Annotated in this window: 13 protein-coding genes and 1 pseudogene; 7 read left to right on the forward strand and 7 right to left on the reverse strand. The window is 70.8% G+C overall.

The window, feature by feature from the left end; translation table 11 throughout:
* From OG389_RS28880 to OG389_RS28895, 4 genes are read left to right on the forward strand one after another with little or no spacing between them, the layout of a single operon-like run.
* On the forward strand, positions 1-957 hold the full coding sequence (locus tag OG389_RS28880) for an ABC transporter permease (RefSeq protein WP_328301361.1): 957 nt from the start codon (positions 1-3) through the stop codon (positions 955-957).
* Positions 954-1,940 (forward strand): ABC transporter permease, encoded by a 987-nt coding sequence (locus OG389_RS28885; RefSeq protein ID WP_328301362.1) that lies wholly within the window; start codon positions 954-956, stop codon positions 1,938-1,940. The genes OG389_RS28880 and OG389_RS28885 overlap by 4 nt, the downstream gene beginning before the upstream one ends.
* Complete coding sequence (locus tag OG389_RS28890; protein WP_328301363.1) at positions 1,940-2,989, forward strand: ABC transporter ATP-binding protein; 1,050 nt, start codon at positions 1,940-1,942, stop codon at positions 2,987-2,989. Before OG389_RS28885 ends, OG389_RS28890 begins: the two co-directional genes overlap by 1 nt.
* Positions 2,986-4,011 (forward strand): ABC transporter ATP-binding protein, encoded by a 1,026-nt coding sequence (locus tag OG389_RS28895; RefSeq protein WP_443059360.1) that lies wholly within the window; start codon positions 2,986-2,988, stop codon positions 4,009-4,011. Before OG389_RS28890 ends, OG389_RS28895 begins: the two co-directional genes overlap by 4 nt.
* 153 nt (positions 4,012-4,164) lie before the next feature.
* Here OG389_RS28895 and OG389_RS28900 read toward each other — a convergent pair whose 3' ends face one another.
* Positions 4,165-6,306 (reverse strand): S9 family peptidase, encoded by a 2,142-nt coding sequence (locus OG389_RS28900; protein ID WP_328301364.1) that lies wholly within the window; start codon positions 6,304-6,306, stop codon positions 4,165-4,167.
* Positions 6,307-6,417: 111 nt separating this feature from the next.
* On the opposite strand from OG389_RS28900, the gene OG389_RS28905 reads away from it, so the two are divergent.
* On the forward strand, positions 6,418-7,977 hold the full coding sequence (locus tag OG389_RS28905; RefSeq protein ID WP_443059361.1) for an MFS transporter: 1,560 nt from the start codon (positions 6,418-6,420) through the stop codon (positions 7,975-7,977).
* Between the two features lie 36 nt (positions 7,978-8,013).
* On the opposite strand, the gene OG389_RS28910 is transcribed toward OG389_RS28905, so the two are convergent.
* Positions 8,014-9,453: a cytochrome P450 gene (locus OG389_RS28910; RefSeq protein WP_328301365.1), complete on the reverse strand. Its 1,440-nt coding sequence runs from the start codon at positions 9,451-9,453 to the stop codon at positions 8,014-8,016.
* Between the two features lie 253 nt (positions 9,454-9,706).
* On the opposite strand from OG389_RS28910, the gene OG389_RS28915 reads away from it, so the two are divergent.
* Positions 9,707-10,315, forward strand: coding sequence for an ADP-ribosyltransferase (locus OG389_RS28915; protein ID WP_328301366.1), 609 nt, complete (start codon positions 9,707-9,709; stop codon positions 10,313-10,315).
* Positions 10,316-10,392: 77 nt separating this feature from the next.
* Here the strand turns inward: OG389_RS28915 and OG389_RS28920 are convergent.
* From OG389_RS28920 to OG389_RS28940, 5 genes and pseudogenes are all read right to left on the reverse strand, one after another.
* Positions 10,393-10,950 (reverse strand): annotated as a pseudogene (locus OG389_RS28920) (MepB family protein); the annotation flags it as partial.
* A 265-nt stretch (positions 10,951-11,215) separates the two neighbouring features.
* On the reverse strand, positions 11,216-12,115 hold the full coding sequence (locus OG389_RS28925; protein ID WP_328301369.1) for a hypothetical protein: 900 nt from the start codon (positions 12,113-12,115) through the stop codon (positions 11,216-11,218).
* A gap of 311 nt (positions 12,116-12,426) precedes the next feature.
* Complete coding sequence (locus tag OG389_RS28930) at positions 12,427-12,567, reverse strand: hypothetical protein (RefSeq protein WP_328301371.1); 141 nt, start codon at positions 12,565-12,567, stop codon at positions 12,427-12,429.
* Between the two features lie 126 nt (positions 12,568-12,693).
* Positions 12,694-14,223, reverse strand: coding sequence for a helix-turn-helix domain-containing protein (locus tag OG389_RS28935; protein ID WP_328301373.1), 1,530 nt, complete (start codon positions 14,221-14,223; stop codon positions 12,694-12,696).
* A 57-nt stretch (positions 14,224-14,280) separates the two neighbouring features.
* Entirely contained in the window at positions 14,281-14,625 is a 345-nt protein-coding gene (locus OG389_RS28940) for a MarR family winged helix-turn-helix transcriptional regulator (protein ID WP_328301374.1), read from the reverse strand.
* A gap of 608 nt (positions 14,626-15,233) precedes the next feature.
* Here OG389_RS28940 and acnA point away from each other — a divergent pair.
* Complete coding sequence (gene acnA / locus OG389_RS28945) at positions 15,234-17,948, forward strand: aconitate hydratase AcnA (RefSeq protein WP_328301375.1); 2,715 nt, start codon at positions 15,234-15,236, stop codon at positions 17,946-17,948.
* The last annotated feature ends 60 nt before the right edge of the window (positions 17,949-18,008 follow it).

The following is an 18,008-nucleotide window of genomic DNA, read 5'->3' on the forward strand; positions in this document are numbered from 1 at the left end:
ATGACCGCCCCCGTCGCCGCCACGTCCCCGGACGCGGCGGCGGTCAAGGAGGTCCCCCCGGGCAGCAGCCCCTGGCAGCTCGCCCGGCGGGAACTCCGCCGCCGCCCCGCCGTCCGCGTCAGCCTCTGCGTCGTCCTCCTCTTCGTCCTGATGGCCGCCACCGCCCCCTGGCTGGGCGCACTCGGCGGCTGGTCCCCGGACGAGTTCGACAAGACCGCCATCGACCCCTACCTCGGCGGCCAGCCGCTCGGCGCCTTCGGCGGGATCAGCCCCGAGCACTGGCTCGGCGTGGAACCCGTCAGCGGCCGCGACCTGTTCGCCCGCGTGGTCAACGGCGCCCAGGTCTCGCTCCTCATCGCCTTCGCCGCCACCGCCATCGTGGTCGTCGCCGGTACCGCCGCCGGCATCGCTGCCGGCTACTTCGGCGGCCGCACCGACACCGTCCTGTCCCGCCTGATGGACCTGACGATGTCCTTCCCGTCCCTCATCTTCATGATCGCGATGCTCTCGGTGGCCAAGGACGTCAACCGCATCGTCCTGATGACCGCCGTCATCGGAGTCTTCGGCTGGCCCGGCGTCGCCCGCGTCGTCCGCGGCCAGGCCCTCTCCCTCAAACACCGCGAGTACGTGGACGCCGCCCGCGTCGGCGGATCGAGCTCCTGGCGGATCCTGACCCGCGACATCCTCCCGGGCGTCGCCGGCCCGGTCATCGCCTACACCACCCTGCTCATCCCCGGCATGATCAGCACCGAGGCCGCACTCAGCTACCTCGGCGTGGGTGTCCGTCCGCCCACCCCCTCCTGGGGCCAGATGATCGCCGAGTCCGTGGCCTTCTACGAGACCGACCCCATGTACTTCGTCATCCCGAGCCTCTTCCTCTTCCTCGCGGTCCTCGCCTTCACCCTGCTCGGCGACGCCCTGCGCGACATCCTCGACCCGAGGGGCGGCCGGACGTGATCGTCTACCTCGCACGCCGGCTGTTCGCCCTCGCGGGCGTCCTCCTCGCCATCGCGGCCGTGACCTTCCTGATCTTCTACGTGCTCCCCTCCGACCCGGCCGCGGCCGCCTGCGGCAAGACCTGCAGCGCCGAGCGGCTGGCCGACGTACGCGCCTACCTCGGCCTCGACCGGCCGCTGTGGCGGCAGTTCGGAGACTTCCTCACCGGCATCTTCACCGGACGCACCCTCGGCACCGGCCAGTACGCCGTCCAGTGCGACTTCCCCTGCCTGGGCTACTCCTACGAGAACTCCCTGCCCGTGTGGGACCTGCTCATGGACCGCCTCCCGGTCTCCGCCTCCCTCGCCGTCGGCGCCGCCGCCCTCTGGCTCGTCCTCGGCCTCGGCGCGGGAGTCACCGCCGCGCTGCGCAAGGACACCGTCACCGACAAGGCCCTCATGGTCGGTGCGGTCGCCGCCGCCTCCCTGCCCGTGTACTTCACCTCCGTGATGCTCATCTACGGAGTCATCCGCGTCGCCGGGATCCTGCCCTACCCCAGCTACCAGGCCTTCACCGACAACCCGCTCGGCTGGGCGGGGAACCTGCTGCTGCCCTGGACCGCGCTCGCCCTGCTCTACGCCGCCATGTACGCCCGGCAGAGCCGCGGTTCGATGATCGAGGCGATGGCCGAGCCGTACATCCGTACCGCCCGCGCCAAGGGCATGCCCGAGCGCACGGTCGTCGTCAAACACGGACTGCGCTCCGGAATGACCCCGATCCTCACCATCTTCGGCATGGACCTCGGCGGTCTGCTCGCCGGAGCCGTCATCACCGAGTCCATCTTCGGACTCCCGGGCATCGGACGGCTGTTCTACGGGGCGCTGGTCAACTCGGACCAGCCCGTCGTGCTCGGGGTCACGCTGCTGGCCGCCTTCTTCATCGTCGTCGCGAACCTCGCCGTCGACCTCCTGTACGCCGTCATCGACCCGAGGGTGAGGTACTGATGGCCCCTCCTCCAGAAGCATCCCCGCGCACACCGTCCGCGCCCGGGACGCCGCTCCTCCAAGTCCGCGACCTGCGCGTCACGTTCACCACCCCACGGGGCTCCGTACGGGCCGTCGACTCCCTCGGCTTCACCGTCGAGGCCGGCCGCACGCTCGGCATCGTCGGCGAGTCCGGGTCGGGCAAGTCCGTCACCTCGCTCGCCGTCATGGGCCTGCACCGGGGCGCCGAGATCGGAGGCTCGATCGCCCTCGACGGACAGGAGCTGACCACCAAGTCGGAGAAGGAGCTCTCCACGCTGCGCGGCCGCAGGATGGCCATGATCTTCCAGGACCCGCTGTCCAGCCTGCACCCCTACTACACGGTCGGCGAGCAGATCTCCGAGCACTTCCGGGTCCACTTCAGGGCCGGCCGGGCCGCCGCGAAGAGGCGCGCCGTCGACATGCTCGGCGAGGTCGGCATCCCGGAGCCCGCCCGCCGGGCGGGGGAGTACCCGCACCAGTTCTCCGGCGGCATGCGCCAGCGCGCGATGATAGCCATGGCGCTGGCCTGCGAGCCCGACCTGCTCATCGCCGACGAGCCGACCACCGCCCTCGACGTCACCGTGCAGGCCCAGATCCTGGAACTGATCGCCAGGCTCCAGCAGGAGCGCGGCCTCGGCGTCGTCATGATCACCCACGATCTCGGCGTGGTCGCCCGCGTCGCCCACGAGGTACTGGTCATGTACGGCGGCCGGGCCGCCGAACAGGCCCCGGTGGACGAACTGTTCACCGACCCGGCACATCCCTACACCCGGGGCCTGCTCGACTCGCTGCCCCGGCTGGACGACTCCGACGACGAGCCGCTGCGGGCCATCCCGGGCTCCCCGCCCTCCCTGCTCACCCCGGCACCGGGGTGCGCGTTCGCTCCGCGCTGCGCGGTGGCGGCGGCGGGCGGCGACACGGAGCGGGAACGCTGCGCCACCGAGCGGCCCGAGCTGCGGGCCTACGGCGACACCGGCCGCGAGGCGGCCTGCCACTTCGCGGGAGCCGTCCGGGAGGTGTCCCGATGACCGCGGTGAACAGGACCGGCCCGCGACCCGCGCCGGCACCGGCGGCCCGGGGCCCGCAGCCGCCGCCGCTCCTGCGCGTGCGCGACCTCACCATGGCCTTCCCCGGCAAGCGGACCGCGACCGGGCGCCGGGGGGCGCCCGTGCGCGCCGTCGACGGGGTCTCCTTCGACCTCGAGGCGGGCCGGACCCTGGGCCTCGTGGGGGAGTCGGGCTGCGGCAAGTCCACCACCGGGCGGATGCTGGTACGGCTGCTGGAACCGACCTCCGGAACCGTCGAGTTCGACGGCAAGGACATCAGCCGGCTCTCCCAGGGCGCCCTGCGCCCACTGCGCCGGAACCTCCAGATGGTGTTCCAGGACCCGCACTCCTCCCTCAACCCCCGCCAGACGGTGGCCCGGATCATCTCCGACCCGCTGCTGGTCCAGGGTTCCGGCGCGGCGGACGCCCGCCGCCGGGCCGCCGAACTGATGGAGCTCGTCGGGCTGATCCCCGAGCACATCGACCGCTACCCGCACGAGTTCTCCGGCGGCCAGGCGCAGCGCATCGGCATCGCCCGCTCGCTCGCCACCAGCCCCCGACTGATCATCGCCGACGAGCCGGTCTCGGCGCTCGACGTCTCCGTCCAGGCGCAGATCGTCAACCTGATGGAGCGGCTGCGCACCGAACTGGGCCTGGCCTACGTGTTCATCGCGCACGACCTCTCGGTCGTCAAACGGGTCAGCGACCGCGTCGCCGTCATGTACCTCGGCCGGATCGTGGAGATCGGCGACAAGAAGTCGCTGTACGAGAACCCCCAGCACCCGTACACCCGGGCGCTGTTGTCCGCCGTGCCGCTGCCCGACCCGGCGGCGGAGCGGCGGCGTGAGCGGATCGTGCTGCTCGGTGATCCGCCGAGCCCGGCCGCGCCGCCTCCGGGCTGCACCTTCCACCCCAGGTGCCCCATGGCGCAGGAGATCTGCCGCACCGAACGACCGCTGCTGCGGACAGTCGCCTCCCGTGAGGTGGCCTGTCATCTGGTGTAGGCGAAGGGTCCCGGGGGACTGACGGGGAACCCCGGGAGGAAAGGGCGGGGCCCCGCGGCCGGTCACCACCGGCTGCGGGGCCCTGCCGTCCGTCGTGCCGGGTCGTCGTGCCCGGACCGTCCAGCCCCGCTCGTCCAGCCCGGACCGTCCTGCTCAGGCCAGGCCCAGCTCCTTGCGGAAGAATTCCAGCTCCATTGCCATGACCTTCTCCCGCACCCCGCCCGGCGTCATGTGCGTGACGCCCGGCAGCGCCAGCAGCTGGTGCGGGCGGCCCGCGTCGGTGAGGGCCTGCGACAGCCGCAGCGTGTGGGAGGGGTGGACGTTGTCGTCGGCGAGGCCGGTGACCAGCAGCAGGGGCCGGCTGAGCCCCGCCGCGTCGGGGATCAGGCAGTCCCGTTCGTAGACCTCCGGGTGCTCCTGCGGCAGCCCGAGGTAGCGCTCGGTGTACGCCGTGTCGTAGTGCCGGAAGTCGGTCGGCGCGGCCCCGGCGGCCGCCGCGTGGAAGACGTCCGGGCGGCGCAGCACCGCCAGCGCCGAGAGGTAGCCCCCGTACGACCAGCCCCGGATGCCGACCCGGGTCAGGTCGAGGTCGCCGTGGCGCTCCCCGAGCGCCCGCAGGGCGGCGACCTGGTCGTCCAGGGTGACCTCGGAGAAGCCCCGGTACATGGCGTGCGTGAACTCCGGCGAGACGTACGCGGTACCGCGGTTGTCGATGGTGATCACGGCGAAGCCCTGGTCGGCCCACCACTGGCGGTGCTGCCAGCGGCGCGGCTCGGCGCTGACGTCCTGCATGCCGGGGCCGCCGTAGCTGTCGAGCAGTACGGGCAGACGCGTGCCGGGGACGTGCCCGCGCGGCAGGACGAGGGCGGTCGGGATCCCACGCCCGGTGACCCGCTCCAGCACCGGGACCACCCGGTACGGCAGCGGCTGCGACAGGTCCCCGGGGATGAACTCCCGCCCGTCGGCGGTCCGCAGGACGCGCCGGATCCCGGCGGCGTCGGCGGAGGTCAGCAGCAGCGCCCCGGACGAGGCCTGGACGGAGTTCACCCCGGGCCCGTCCGCGAGCGGGGTCAGCCCACCGGTGTCCGGGTCCAGGAGGAGCACCTGCTGCTCGGAGGGGTCGCGCAGGCCGGCCTCGATGAGCAGCCGGCTGCCGTGCGTGCCGGCCGCGCGGCGGACCTGGACCCCGTCCCCGGTGAGCGGTACGCCGTCCAGCGCGAGCGCGCGGGCGCCTCCGCCCGGGGTGTCGGCGCAGGTGAGCATCCGGCCGTCGGCCAGGCGCGCCGGGGTGCCGGGGAGCAGGGGGTCCACCCACTGGGGGTGCGTGGTGCGCGACAGCTCCCGGGTACGCCCGGTGTCCGGGTCGGCGGTGAGCAGCAGGACGGTCTGCTGGAGGCGGTCCTGGACGGTCAGCAGGATCTCCGAGGTCGACTCCCAGCCGGCGTCGGAGACGTAGGGGTAGGTCCCGGCGTCCCAGTCGAGCCGTACGGGCGCGCCCTCGCCACGGTCCGCACTCGCGCCCCCGCCCGGCCGGAGCACCCACAGCTGGACGTCGGCGTTCGGGCCTCCGGCCTCGGGATACGCGAAGTCCTCGGCCGGCAGCTCCGGGTGCGCCGGGTCGGCGAACCAGCGCCGCTGGAGGGCGGATTCGTCGACGCGGGCGGCGAGCAGGGCCTGCCCGTCGGGCGACCACCAGTGGCCCCGGTCGCGGCCGAGCTCCTCGGCGGCGGCGAACTCGCAGACTCCCCAGCGGGCTCCGTCGTCGGGGCTGACCCGGCCGCCGGGGACGGTGTGGAGGGCGTCGCCGGTGACGTACGCGACGCGCGAGCCGTCCGCGTCGGGGCGGGGGTCGAAGACGGGCCCGGCGGCGGGCAGCTCCTTGGGTTGCGCGCCCTGTCCGGACCGGCCCCGGTCCGCCCGGCCCTGGCCGGCCTCCGCTTCGTGGGTGACCTCGTACAGGCGCCCGTAGAGCGCGAAGACGGCGCGCCGCCCGTCGCCCGAGAGCGCGTACGAGCCGATCCCGGCGGCTACGAGCCGGGTGCGCTCGCGCAGACGCCGTTCGACGACGGGGAGGGGCGCGGGCTCGGGGGACAGTTCGCGGGGGTCCGCGAGCCGGGACTCGCTACCGGTGGCGGTGTCCAGGACCCACAGGCTGTCGAGGGGGTCGGTGGGGCCGGTGGAGCGGAGGAACCAGAGGAGCCGGCCTTCGTCACCGAAGGAGAAGGCGCGCGGGGCGCCGTAGGTGAACCGTGCCGTGCTCGCGGAGAGCCTGAGGAAGTCATCCATGCGATCCATGGAGTCAGTGTGCCATGTGAAATACTACAGGGTACATATCACACAACATATGCCACATGGCCTAGCCCGTTCGAGTGGTGCCCCTTGGGGTACAGGTTTAGCGTCGAAAAAGTGGACCAGAACGCTTCGCCGAGCAGTACCAGCACCGGGACCGACGGCAAGGTCCAAGGCAACGGCGGCGGTAACGGGCTCGCTCTGCTCGTGATCGCGTCGTGCCAGCTCATGGTCGTTCTCGACATCACCATCGTGAACATCGCGCTGCCGCACATCCAGACCGCCCTCAACTTCTCCACCGAGAGCCTGTCCTGGGTCGTCAACGCCTACACCCTCACCTTCGGCGGCCTGCTGCTCCTCGGCGGCCGCACCGGCGACATCCTCGGCCGGCGGCGCGTCTTCATCTGTGGCGTCCTGCTCTTCGGCCTGGCCTCGCTGCTGGGCGGACTCGCCCAGAACGCCCCCCAGCTCATGGCCGCCCGCGCCCTCCAGGGCGTCGGCGGCGCCATCGCCTCGCCCACCGCGCTCGCGCTGATCACCACCACGTTCCGTGAGGGTCCCGAACGCAACCGCGCGTTCGGGGTGTTCGCCGGGGTCTCGGCCGGCGGCGGCGCGATCGGACTGCTCGCCGGCGGGATACTCGTGGAGTGGCTCAACTGGCGCTGGGTGCTCTTCGTCAACGTCCCCATCGCCCTGCTGATCGCGCTGGCCACCCCGAAGGTGATCCGCGAGTCCGCACGCCATCCCGGCCACTTCGACCTCGCCGGCGCCCTGCTCTCCACGGTCGGCATGGTCGCCCTGGTCTACGGATTCATCCGCGCCTCCCAGGAGGGCTGGCGCGACGGGCTGACGCTCTGCTCCTTCGTGGCGGCCGTGGTCCTGCTGACCCTCTTCGTGCTCAACGAGCGTCGCTCGCCACAGCCGATCACCCCGCTCCACATGTTCGCCGACCGCAACCGGGCCGGAACCTACGCGATCATGCTCTTCTTCGCCTGCGCGATCTTCGGCATGTTCTTCTTCCTGACCCTCTTCGTGCAGAACGTGCTGGGCTTCAGCCCACTGCGGGCCGGACTCGCCTTCCTGCCGGTCAGCGTGATGGTCGCGTTGATGGCGGGGATGACCTCCCAGCTGCTGCCGAAGTTCGGGCCGAAGCCCTTCATGGTGGCGGGAGCCCTGTGCGCGTCCGCCGGACTGGCCTGGCTGACGCAGACCGACATCCACTCGACCTACCTGGGCAGCATCCTGGGCCCGATGCTGCTGTTCAGCGCGGGCATGGGCATGCAGTTCGTGTCCCTGACCCTGATGGCGCTCTCGAACGTCCCCGACCGGGAGTCCGGCGCGGCCTCCGGGCTGCTGAACTCGATGCAGCAGGTGGGTGGTTCGCTCGGCCTGTCCATCCTGGTCACCGTCTTCGGCACGGCCAGCCGCAACGAGGCCAGGGACCAGGCGGGCTCCTTCCTCCGCACGGCGACCCCCGAACAGAAGCTGTTCTTCGCCCGGACCAAGCAGTACCCGAAGCCCTGGAGCGACCAGGTCCTCACCTCCGGCGTGAGCGCCGCCTTCGTGGCCGCGGCCGTGTTCACCCTGGTCACCGCGCTGATCGCGCTCTTCGTCATCCAGGTGCGGCCTTCGGACCTCGCCCGGCTCCAGGGCAACCACAAACCGACGGCGGCCTGAGGACCGGGCCCGCCTTGCCCTCCTCGGGCTGGTCCGTTACGCGATCACGCGCCGGACCCGGCAGCGCGCCGGACTGGTCGCGCGCAGGGTGATGCCGGCGCTGACCGAGATGTCGGTGTCCACGGCCTCGAACTCGTAGGTCCGCAGGAGCATCGCCAGTGCGATCACCGACTCCAGCATGGAGAAGTGCTGCCCGATGCAGGCGCGCGGGCCGCCGCCGAAGGGGAACCAGGCGTAGCGCGGCCGGGTCGCCTCCGCCTCCGGGGTGAACCGGTCCGGGTCGAAACGCTCCGGGTCCGGCCAGTAGCCGGGATGGCGGTGGGTCACCCACGGCGCCACGATCACATCGGCGCCGGCCGGGATGGTGTGCCCGTCCACCTCGGCCGCGGCGACCGAGCGGCGCCCTATCACGGGGGCCGCCGGGTAGAGCCGCATGGCCTCCTTGAGCACCCGGGTGAGGTACGGGAGGCGGTCGAGGTCGGCGGCCCCGGGCGTACGGTCCCCCAGGACCGCGGATATCTCGGCGCGGGCCCGGTCCTGGAACTCCGGGTGACGGCCCAGCAGGTGGAGGGAGAAGGCGAGTGAGGTGGCGGTCGTCTCGTGCCCGGCCAGCAGGAAGATCAGCACCTGCTCGCGCAGTTCGGTGGCGTCGAACTCCCCGTCGTCCGCGCTGCTGGCGGCGGCGAGCAGCGACAGCAGGTCTTGGCCACTGCTCCCGTGCCCGGCGCCGTCCCCGGCCCCGTCCCCGGCCCCGTCCTCGCGCGCGCCCTCGCCCCGGCGCCCGGCGATGATCGCGTCGCAGACCCCGTACAGCTCCTCCAGCGCGGCGGCCGCCCGCCTGTTGCCCGGAGTGGGCCAGCCGCGCGGGGCGTTGACGGGGGAGTAGCCGCGGCGCAGCACGTATTCGGTGATGACCGGAAAACACCGGTCCACGACGGCGGCGGTGGCGTCCGAGTCGGTGCCGAAGAGGATCCGGGAGACCGCGCGCAGCGCCAGGACCATCATCTCGTCCGCGACGTCGACGACCCCGTCCGGGGCCTGCTCCCAGGCGGTGAGGGTGGCGGCGGTCTCGGTCGCGACGGCGTCCGCGTACCCGTCCACCCGGCGCTTGGTGAACAGCGGCTGGACCAGCCGCCGCTGGCGCAGGTAGTCCTCGTCCTGGCTGGTGAGCAGACCGTTGCCGAAGGCGTTGCGGACCTCTTGGTAAATGGCGTTGTCCTTGCGGAAGTTGGCCGCCTGCGTGGCGAGTACCTGCTGCACCCCCTCCGCGGAGAACACGCAGTGCAGCTCGGCCCGGAGCCCGGGCGGGCCCGCCGTGACCCGCACGACGTCGCCGTGCCGGTGCTGCGCCCGCAGGTACGTACCGAGCGAGTCCGCCTTCAGGCCGGCGAGCGAACCGAGCAGGAGCGTGCCCTCGAGCCGCGGAATCCCCTGAACGACGCCGGTACCCGCCCGTGCTGCATCCGTTGTTGCCATGGCTCCGCCCTCAGAACTGTGCTGACAGGGCGATTCTGTGGGTGGGGGCGGCCGGGGGCGAGGGCCGGCGGCGCATCCGGCTGAATATCGCCGCCGCGCTCCCGCCCCGACGGCGACACGGTGCGAAGGATCGTTCCGCCGCCAACTCCGCGCGCGGTCAGTGCAGTCGGGCCGGGATCGCGATGAAGGCCGACACGCTCACCAACGGGTGAGGATGCCTCTGCGGGCGGTGCGGGGACGCCAGGGTGGGCCCATGATCACCCACGCCCTGCGCCGGCGCGCCGTCGTGCTCGCGACCGCCCTCGCGGCCGCCCTGCTGCCGCCGGCCTCCGCCTCCGCCTCCGTCCACGCGGCCGCACCCGCGAACTCCTGCCCCCGGGTCCAGGACCACCTCTTCGCCGCCGCCGACGAACGCGTGGAGGTGGAGCGCATCACCCCCTCCCCGTCCTGGCGGATCAACTGCAAGCAGCTCTACCGCTCGGACGGCCGCCCGCCGACGGTGGTCTTCGAGGAGGGCTTCCTCCCCAAGGACACCCTGAACGGCCAGTACGACATCGAGAGTTACGTCCTGGTCAACCAGGCCTCCCCGTACGTCTCCACGACCTACGACCACGATCTGTACAAGTCCTGGAAGAGCGGCTGGAACTACTACATCGACGCCCCGGGCGGGGTCGACGTCAACCAGACCATCGGTGACACCCACAAGTACGCGTCCCAGGTCGAGGTGGCCTTCCCGGGCGGCATCGCGCGCTCGTTCATCGTGGCCGTCTGTCCCGTCGACAAGGTGAAGAAGGTGGAGATCATGGACGAGTGCGTGGACAATCCGTACTACGAGCCGTGGCGCACCAACTACCCGGGCTGATCGACCCCGTTGACTCCCGTGCCGGTGCGGCCGGCCGGAGCCCTGCCCTTCGGCCCACCGGCCCCGTCCTGCGGGTGGGGGTGGTAGAGCGCGCGGGCGCGGGCCGGGTCGACGGCCCCGTCCCGGTGCAGGTGCAGGAAGAAGTCCAGCTGCCACGTCTGTGCCTTGCCGGCCTGGCTGTTGGTGGTGGTCACCCAGGGCGGGTAGACGCGGAAGGCCCGTTTCCCGCCGGAACCGTTGGCCGACAGGATGCCGTGCCGGCGGAGCGCGTCCACGGGAAGGACGAACTGGCCGAAGTGCTGGTCGTCGCGGCTGCTGATGACGAAGAGGTCGACGGGGTCCGCGATGTCGAAGGGCCGGATGGGCCCGGCCGGGGACCTCTTCCAGACGGTGACGAACTGGCCGACTTTGGTAGGGGTCGTCCTGGCCGCGCGGAACCGGACGGAGCGGCCGTCGAGGGTGAACCCGTGGGCGGCGTAGGCGGCCCCTTCGGCTTCGGGCACCGGCCGCGAGCAGGTGAACCCGCACGGGTCGTAGACGAGTTCCTTCGCCGCGAGGAGTTCCCCGTGGACCGGGGCGGTGTCCGGCCACGGTGCGGGGCGGACACCGGATGAGAGCTCGCGGTTCGTCGTCATCCGCCCACCCTGCCACGGGCCTTCCCCATGGCTCGTACCTGTGTGTTCTGCGGAGGAACACCCCTCACCAAGGAGCACGTCCTCCCTCGCTGGCTCAGGACAGCGCTCGATCCCGCCAACCGCGTCCGGAATTCAGCACACGACTCGCGAGCCGGTTGTCGAGCCTCCCGCCGAGGAGTCGCGGGAGGCTGCCATCAGGCGCCACGGCGAGAAGTCCGCAAACTCGTCCCTGGACGCGATTGGTGTGGTGTCGGGGAGCGGCTGCCTACCGGCGCCAGTGCCCCTGGCTGCACGTGTAGACGACGCCCTTCCTGCTGACGCCCGTGGAACCGGGGGACGAGCAGAAGGCGCCGGGCGTGATGGTGCCCGCGCCGCTGCCGCTGCCGCCGGAGGACGAACCACCCGTCGAGGAACTGCCGCTGCCGGAGTCGTCATCGTCGTCGTTGGTGGCCGTCGGCGGCGGCGGGGTCGGGTCCGGGTGCAGCTTGGTGTGCTTGTCGGCAGGGCAGGACGTCCCCGGAGCGGTCAAGGACAGGTGCGCCGTCGTGGTGGTGGGGTTCTGGATGGCCCTGGCCTCTTCAGGGTCCTGGAAGCAGACGGTCCACGTGTCCGGGTTCCCGGGGAGGGTGACGTCGGTGTAGGCGCTCTGCGGCTCGATCTTCTGGAGCGCCAGCGGCTTCAACGTCTCCTGCGCCCCGGCGTAGTCCTGGCCGACCACCTTGGGCATCTTCGGATACGGGATCGGGTCGCCGTCCTTCGCGGGACACGGCCACTCGTTCCGGGTCACGGCGAAGTCGATGGTGGGCTTGCCCGGAGACTTCTCCGCCAGGGTCTGGAAGCACACCTTCCAGTTGCCGTCCGCCCACTGCCCGGATTCGTCAGGCCCGGCGTCATGCGAGATGGAGTTGAACCCGGCCGTCATGGCGGCGGATTGGGCGCTCTTGAGGTTCTGGCCGACGAGGTCCGGTGGACCGGAGGGGCTGGGGCTCGGTGAGGCCGACGGGGCGATCGGTGCCGCAACGGGGGCCTTCGGCTTAGCGTCGGCCTCGGTCCTGTCCGGCGGGTCGGTGACGAACGGAGCGATCATCCAGGCGCCGGCCACGATGGAGCTGATGATCTTCGGGGTGATCTTCCAGCGGCTCAGCCAGACGAGCAGGATTCCCACGGGCGGCACGATCACCAGGAGCGGGATGATCAGCCCCGGGTGCTGCCACCAGCGCCGCCGGTCCGGGATTGGTGCGAGCGGATAAGGGTACGGAGGCGGGTAGGTCACAAGCTGCCCTTCTGGCAATCCATGTCATGAGCGCGCAGAGATTACACAAAATGTTGACTGCGTATAAGGGTGAGTACGGGATCTGAGACGACGAAGCGCCCACAACGCGCGATTTCAGCCGGAGTGGGGGCATCGGAAGGTATCGCGGACCACCGCAACGTGTAGCCCTTTTGGTGGAGTTGTGTCGATGTATCGGCTCTCCGTCAGCAGTGGACGGTGGCGCGCACCCGGTCCCAGTCGATGGCGTGGCGGGCGTCGGCGCCGAGGGCGGGATGATCGTGAGCCACGTCGATTTGCGATTTGCGATTTGCGAGTTGCGAGGCGCCCAAGGCCTGCTCTTCCATGGACACATGAGATCCAAAAGACTGAGGCCCCGTCACCCCGCGTGAAGGGGTGTCGGGGCCTCGTCTGAGGTGATGGCCGGTCAGCCGGCGAGCCACTCGCCGCACAGGCCTTGCGTAAGGCGATCCCTAGATGTCGCGGAAGATCTCGATCTGGGCGCCCACCGAGTTGAGGCGTTCCGCCAGTTCCTCGTAGCCGCGGTTGATGACGTAGACGTTGCGCAGGACCGAGGTGCCCTCGGCCGCCATCATGGCCAGGAGGACGACCACCGCCGGGCGGAGGGCCGGCGGGCACATCATTTCCGCCGCGCGCCAGCGGGTCGGGCCCTCGACCAGGACGCGGTGCGGGTCCAGGAGCTGGAGGCGGCCGCCGAGGCGGTTGAGGTCCGTCAGGTAGATGGCCCGGTTGTCGTACACCCAGTCGTGGATCAGGGTCTGGCCCTGGGCCGCGGCGGCGATGGCGGCGAAGAACGGGACGTTGTCGATGTTCAGCCCGGGGAAGGGCATCGGGTGGATCTTGTCGATCGGCGCTTCGAGCTTCGACGGGCGGACGGTGAGGTCCACCAGGCGGGTGCGGCCGTTGTCGGCGGTGTACTCGGGGGAGCGGTCGTGGTCGAGGCCCATCTCCTCCAGGACCGCGAGCTCGATCTCCATGAACTCGATCGGGACCCGGCGGATGGTCAGCTCGGACTCGGTGACCACGGCCGCGGCCAGCAGGCTCATCGCCTCGACCGGGTCCTCGGAGGGGGAGTAGTCCACGTCCACGTCGATGTTCGGTACGCCGTGGACCGTCAGGGTCGTGGTACCGACGCCGTCGACCCGGACGCCGAGCGCCTCCAGGAAGAAGCACAGGTCCTGGACCATGTAGTTGGAGGAGGCGTTGCGGATGACCGTGGTGCCGTTGTGGCGCGCGGCGGCCAGCAGCGCGTTCTCGGTGACGGTGTCCCCGCGCTCGGTCAGCACGATCGGGCGGTCCGGGGAGATCCCGGCCTCGACCTGGGCGTGGTAGATGCCCTCGGTCGCGGTGATGTCCAGGCCGAAGCGGCGCAGGGCGATCATGTGCGGCTCGATGGTGCGGGTGCCGAGGTCGCAGCCGCCCGCGTAGGGCAGCTTGAAGTGGTCCATCCGGTGGAGGAGGGGACCGAGGAACATGATGATGCTGCGGGTGCGGCGGGCCGCGTCCGCGTCCATGGCGTCCATGTCGAGGCGGGCCGGCGGTACGAGTTCCAGGTCGACGCCGTCGTTGATCCAGCGGGTGCGGACGCCGATGGAGTTCAGGACCTCGAGGAGGCGGTAGACCTCCTCGATGCGGGCGACCCGGCGGAGCACCGTACGGCCCTTGTTGAGCAGGGAGGCGCAGAGCAGTGCCACGCACGCGTTCTTGCTCGTCTTGACGTCGATCGCGCCGGACAGGCGGCGGCCGCCGACCACGCGCAGGTGCATCGGACCTGCGTAGCCGAGGGAGACGATCTCGCTGTCGAGGGCTTCCCCGATGCGGGCGATCATCTCAAGGCTGATGTTTTGGTTGCCGCGCTCGATCCGGTTCACAGCGCTCTGGCTGGTGCCCAGTGCGTCCGCGAGCTGACTCTGTGTCCAGCCGCGGTGCTGCCTGGCGTCACGGATGAGCTTGCCGATGCGTACGAGGTAGTCGTCTGCCATGGGTGCACGGTATCTCAGATATGAGATGTAGATCGCGCCAGGTGTGGCGAACGGGTGTTACCGGTCGTCAGCTCCCATGGTGGGGCCGGATCCTGAGTGGTGCGCGGCGAGCCGTCCGGGCAGTTGGGTGGGCACTTCCCGCTCATGTACGGACAAAGGGGACAGAAGCTCCTCCTGGGCCGTGTCGAGCAGTTGCTCCAGCCCGTGCGGCCGGCGCCGGCCCGCGGCCGTGTGGGTGGTGACGTCGCACCGCCGGTCGGCGGGGGCGGGGGGCCGCTCGACCGGTTCGCGCCCGGCGAGTTCGTTGATGGCGGCGACCGGGTCGCTGCGGTGGACGCCGGTGCGACCGCTCGGGGTCGCCCGGCTCGCGGGTCCGGAGTAGTCCAGGGCAGCCAGGGGCAAATAGTGCCATTTGCGGGCAACTACCCAAGTCGACCCCTCGGTGGCGAGTCGCCGGGCGTGCGTCGAGGTCCGTGAGAGCGATCGGCTGGGCGGTTCGCGCGGTCGTGCCGGGACGGCGCCCGCGTCCTCGCCCCCGAGCTCATGGGAGAGGCCGGGCGCGGGCCCGCCGCCGCGGCGCGGGCCACCCGCGCCGATGCCACCCGCCCCGACACCGAATCCACGCCGTGCACCACCTTGCGGGATCCGGAGCCCGCGGATCGCCCCAGGACCCGGCGTACGTCGAGAACGAACCCTCCGTGACCACCGTCACCCTGGATCCGACCGGATCGCCGCCACGACGGCCTCAGGGCCGGTCGAGCTCGTCGAATCCGGGCAGGTGGAATCACCTGGTCAGCTGACCGTACCGGCGGGGCCGAGGGTGCGTGCCTCGTCCCGGCCCCCTCGCATGTACTAGAGTTATCTCGACATCGAGATATCTGCCCAAGGCGTTCCGCGGCCGTCCCGCTGGTAAGGGTTACCTAACTTAGCCTCACCTTAGCGGATTGGCCAGAGTGCCACGCGGCAGGATTGCGGTAATACGCGCGAATTCATGCATGAAGGAGACTGTCGTGTCGGCGAACAGCTTCGACGCCCGCAGCACGCTGCAGGTGGGCGACGAGTCGTACGAGATCTTCAAGCTGGACAAGGTCGAGGGCTCCGCCCGCCTTCCCTACAGCCTGAAGGTCCTGCTGGAGAACCTGCTCCGTACCGAGGACGGCGCGAACATCACCGCCGACCACATCCGGTCGCTCGGCAACTGGGACTCGCAGGCCCAGCCCAGCGAGGAGATCCAGTTCACGCCGGCCCGCGTGATCATGCAGGACTTCACCGGCGTTCCCTGCGTCGTGGACCTCGCCACCATGCGTGAGGCCGTGAAGGCACTCGGCGGCGACGCGTCCAAGATCAACCCGCTGGCGCCGGCCGAGCTGGTCATCGACCACTCCGTCATCGCCGACAAGTTCGGCACCCACGAGGCGTTCGCCCAGAACGTCGAGCTGGAGTACGGCCGCAACAAGGAGCGCTACCAGTTCCTGCGCTGGGGCCAGACCGCCTTCGACGAGTTCAAGGTCGTCCCCCCGGGCACCGGCATCGTCCACCAGGTCAACATCGAGCACCTGGCCCGCACGGTCATGGTCCGTAACGGCCAGGCGTACCCCGACACCCTCGTCGGCACCGACTCGCACACCACCATGGTCAACGGCCTGGGCGTACTGGGCTGGGGCGTCGGCGGCATCGAGGCCGAGGCCGCGATGCTCGGCCAGCCGGTCTCCATGCTGATCCCGCGCGTCGTCGGCTTCAAGCTGACCGGCGAGCTGCCGGCCGGCACCACCGCCACCGACCTCGTGCTGACGATCACCGAGATGCTGCGCAAGCACGGCGTCGTCGGCAAGTTCGTCGAGTTCTACGGCCAGGGCGTCTCCGCGACCTCGCTGGCGAACCGCGCCACCATCGGCAACATGTCGCCGGAGTTCGGCTCCACCGCCGCGATCTTCCCGATCGACGACGAGACGCTGAAGTACCTGCGCCTCACCGGCCGCGACGCCCAGCAGGTCGCCCTCGTCGAGGCGTACGCCAAGGCTCAGGGCCTGTGGCTGGACCCGGCCGCCGAGCCGGACTTCTCCGAGAAGCTGGAGCTCGACCTCTCCACGGTCGTCCCCTCCATCGCCGGCCCGAAGCGCCCGCAGGACCGCATCATCCTCGCGAACGCCTCCCAGCAGTTCGCCCAGGACGTGCGCAACTACGTCAGCGACGACGAGGAGGCCGGCAAGGAGTCCTTCCCGGCGTCCGACGCCCCGGCGTCCGCGAACGGCGTGCCCACCAAGCCCACCCCGGTGACGCTGGCCGACGGCACCTCCTTCGAGATCGACCACGGCGCCGTCACCGTCGCCGCGATCACCTCGTGCACCAACACCTCGAACCCCTACGTCATGGTCGCCGCGGCGCTCGTGGCGAAGAAGGCCGTCGAGAAGGGCCTGGCCCGCAAGCCGTGGGTCAAGACCACCCTGGCCCCGGGTTCGAAGGTCGTCACCGACTACTTCGACAAGGCCGGCCTGACCCCGTACCTCGACAAGATGGGCTTCAACCTCGTCGGGTACGGCTGCACCACCTGCATCGGCAACTCCGGTCCGCTGGAGGAGGAGATCTCCAAGGCGATCAACGAGGCCGACCTCGCGGTCACCTCGGTGCTCTCGGGCAACCGCAACTTCGAGGGCCGCATCAACCCCGACGTCAAGATGAACTACCTGGCCTCCCCGCCGCTGGTCGTCGCGTACGCCATCGCGGGCTCCATGAAGGTGGACATCACCCGGGACGCCATCGCCACCGACTCCGACGGCAAGCCGGTCTTCCTCGCGGACATCTGGCCCACCGAGGCCGAGGTCAACGACGTCGTCGCGAACGCGATCGGCGAGGACATGTTCAACAAGTCCTACCAGGACGTCTTCGCGGGCGACGCCCAGTGGCAGGCGCTGCCGATCCCGACGGGCAACACCTTCGAGTGGGACCCGCAGTCCACCTACGTGCGCAAGCCCCCTTACTTCGAGGGCATGACGATGGAGACCACCCCGGTCTCCGACATCGCCGGCGCGCGCGTCCTGGCGAAGCTGGGCGACTCGGTCACCACCGACCACATCTCCCCGGCCGGTGCGATCAAGGCCGACACCCCGGCCGGCAAGTACCTCACGGAGCACGGCGTCGAGCGCCGCGACTTCAACTCGTACGGTTCCCGCCGCGGCAACCACGAGGTCATGATCCGCGGTACGTTCGCCAACATTCGCCTCCGCAACCAGATCGCGGCGGGCACCGAGGGCGGCTTCACCCGCGACTTCACCGTCGAGGGCTCCCCGGTCGCCTTCATCTACGACGCCTCGCAGAACTACCAGGCCGCCGGCATCCCGCTGGTCATCCTGGCGGGCAAGGAGTACGGCTCGGGCTCGTCCCGCGACTGGGCGGCCAAGGGCACCGCGCTGCTCGGCGTCAAGGCCGTCATCGCGGAGTCCTACGAGCGCATCCACCGCTCCAACCTGATCGGCATGGGCGTCCTGCCCCTGCAGTACCCCGAGGGCGTCACGGCGGCCTCCCTGGGCCTCACCGGCGAGGAGACCTTCTCCTTCACCGGCGTTGAGGAGCTGAACAACGGCACCACCCCGCGCACGGTCAAGGTGACCACCGACACGGGCGTGGAGTTCGACGCGGTCGTCCGCATCGACACCCCGGGTGAGGCGGACTACTACCGCAACGGCGGGATCATGCAGTACGTGCTCCGCAACCTCATTCGCGGCTGAGCGCATACCGGCACCAAAGGGCCGTACCTCCGTTAAGGGGGTACGGCCCTTCCGTTTCTG

Origin of the sequence: Streptomyces sp. NBC_00435 (genome assembly GCF_036014235.1) — a bacterium.
In the GTDB taxonomy this organism is placed as follows: domain Bacteria; phylum Actinomycetota; class Actinomycetes; order Streptomycetales; family Streptomycetaceae; genus Streptomyces.

Coding starts and splice junctions, on each gene's coding strand:
- OG389_RS28915 (WP_328301366.1), top strand. CDS start 9,707: ATGATCACCCACGCCCTGCGCCGGCGCGCCGTCGTGCTCGCGACCGCC.
- OG389_RS28910 (WP_328301365.1), bottom strand. CDS start 9,453: ATGGCAACAACGGATGCAGCACGGGCGGGTACCGGCGTCGTTCAGGGG.
- OG389_RS28935 (WP_328301373.1), bottom strand. CDS start 14,223: ATGGCAGACGACTACCTCGTACGCATCGGCAAGCTCATCCGTGACGCC.
- OG389_RS28890 (WP_328301363.1), top strand. CDS start 1,940: ATGGCCCCTCCTCCAGAAGCATCCCCGCGCACACCGTCCGCGCCCGGG.
- OG389_RS28880 (WP_328301361.1), top strand. CDS start 1: ATGACCGCCCCCGTCGCCGCCACGTCCCCGGACGCGGCGGCGGTCAAG.
- OG389_RS28895 (WP_443059360.1), top strand. CDS start 2,986: ATGACCGCGGTGAACAGGACCGGCCCGCGACCCGCGCCGGCACCGGCG.
- OG389_RS28900 (WP_328301364.1), bottom strand. CDS start 6,306: ATGGATCGCATGGATGACTTCCTCAGGCTCTCCGCGAGCACGGCACGG.
- OG389_RS28930 (WP_328301371.1), bottom strand. CDS start 12,567: ATGGAAGAGCAGGCCTTGGGCGCCTCGCAACTCGCAAATCGCAAATCG.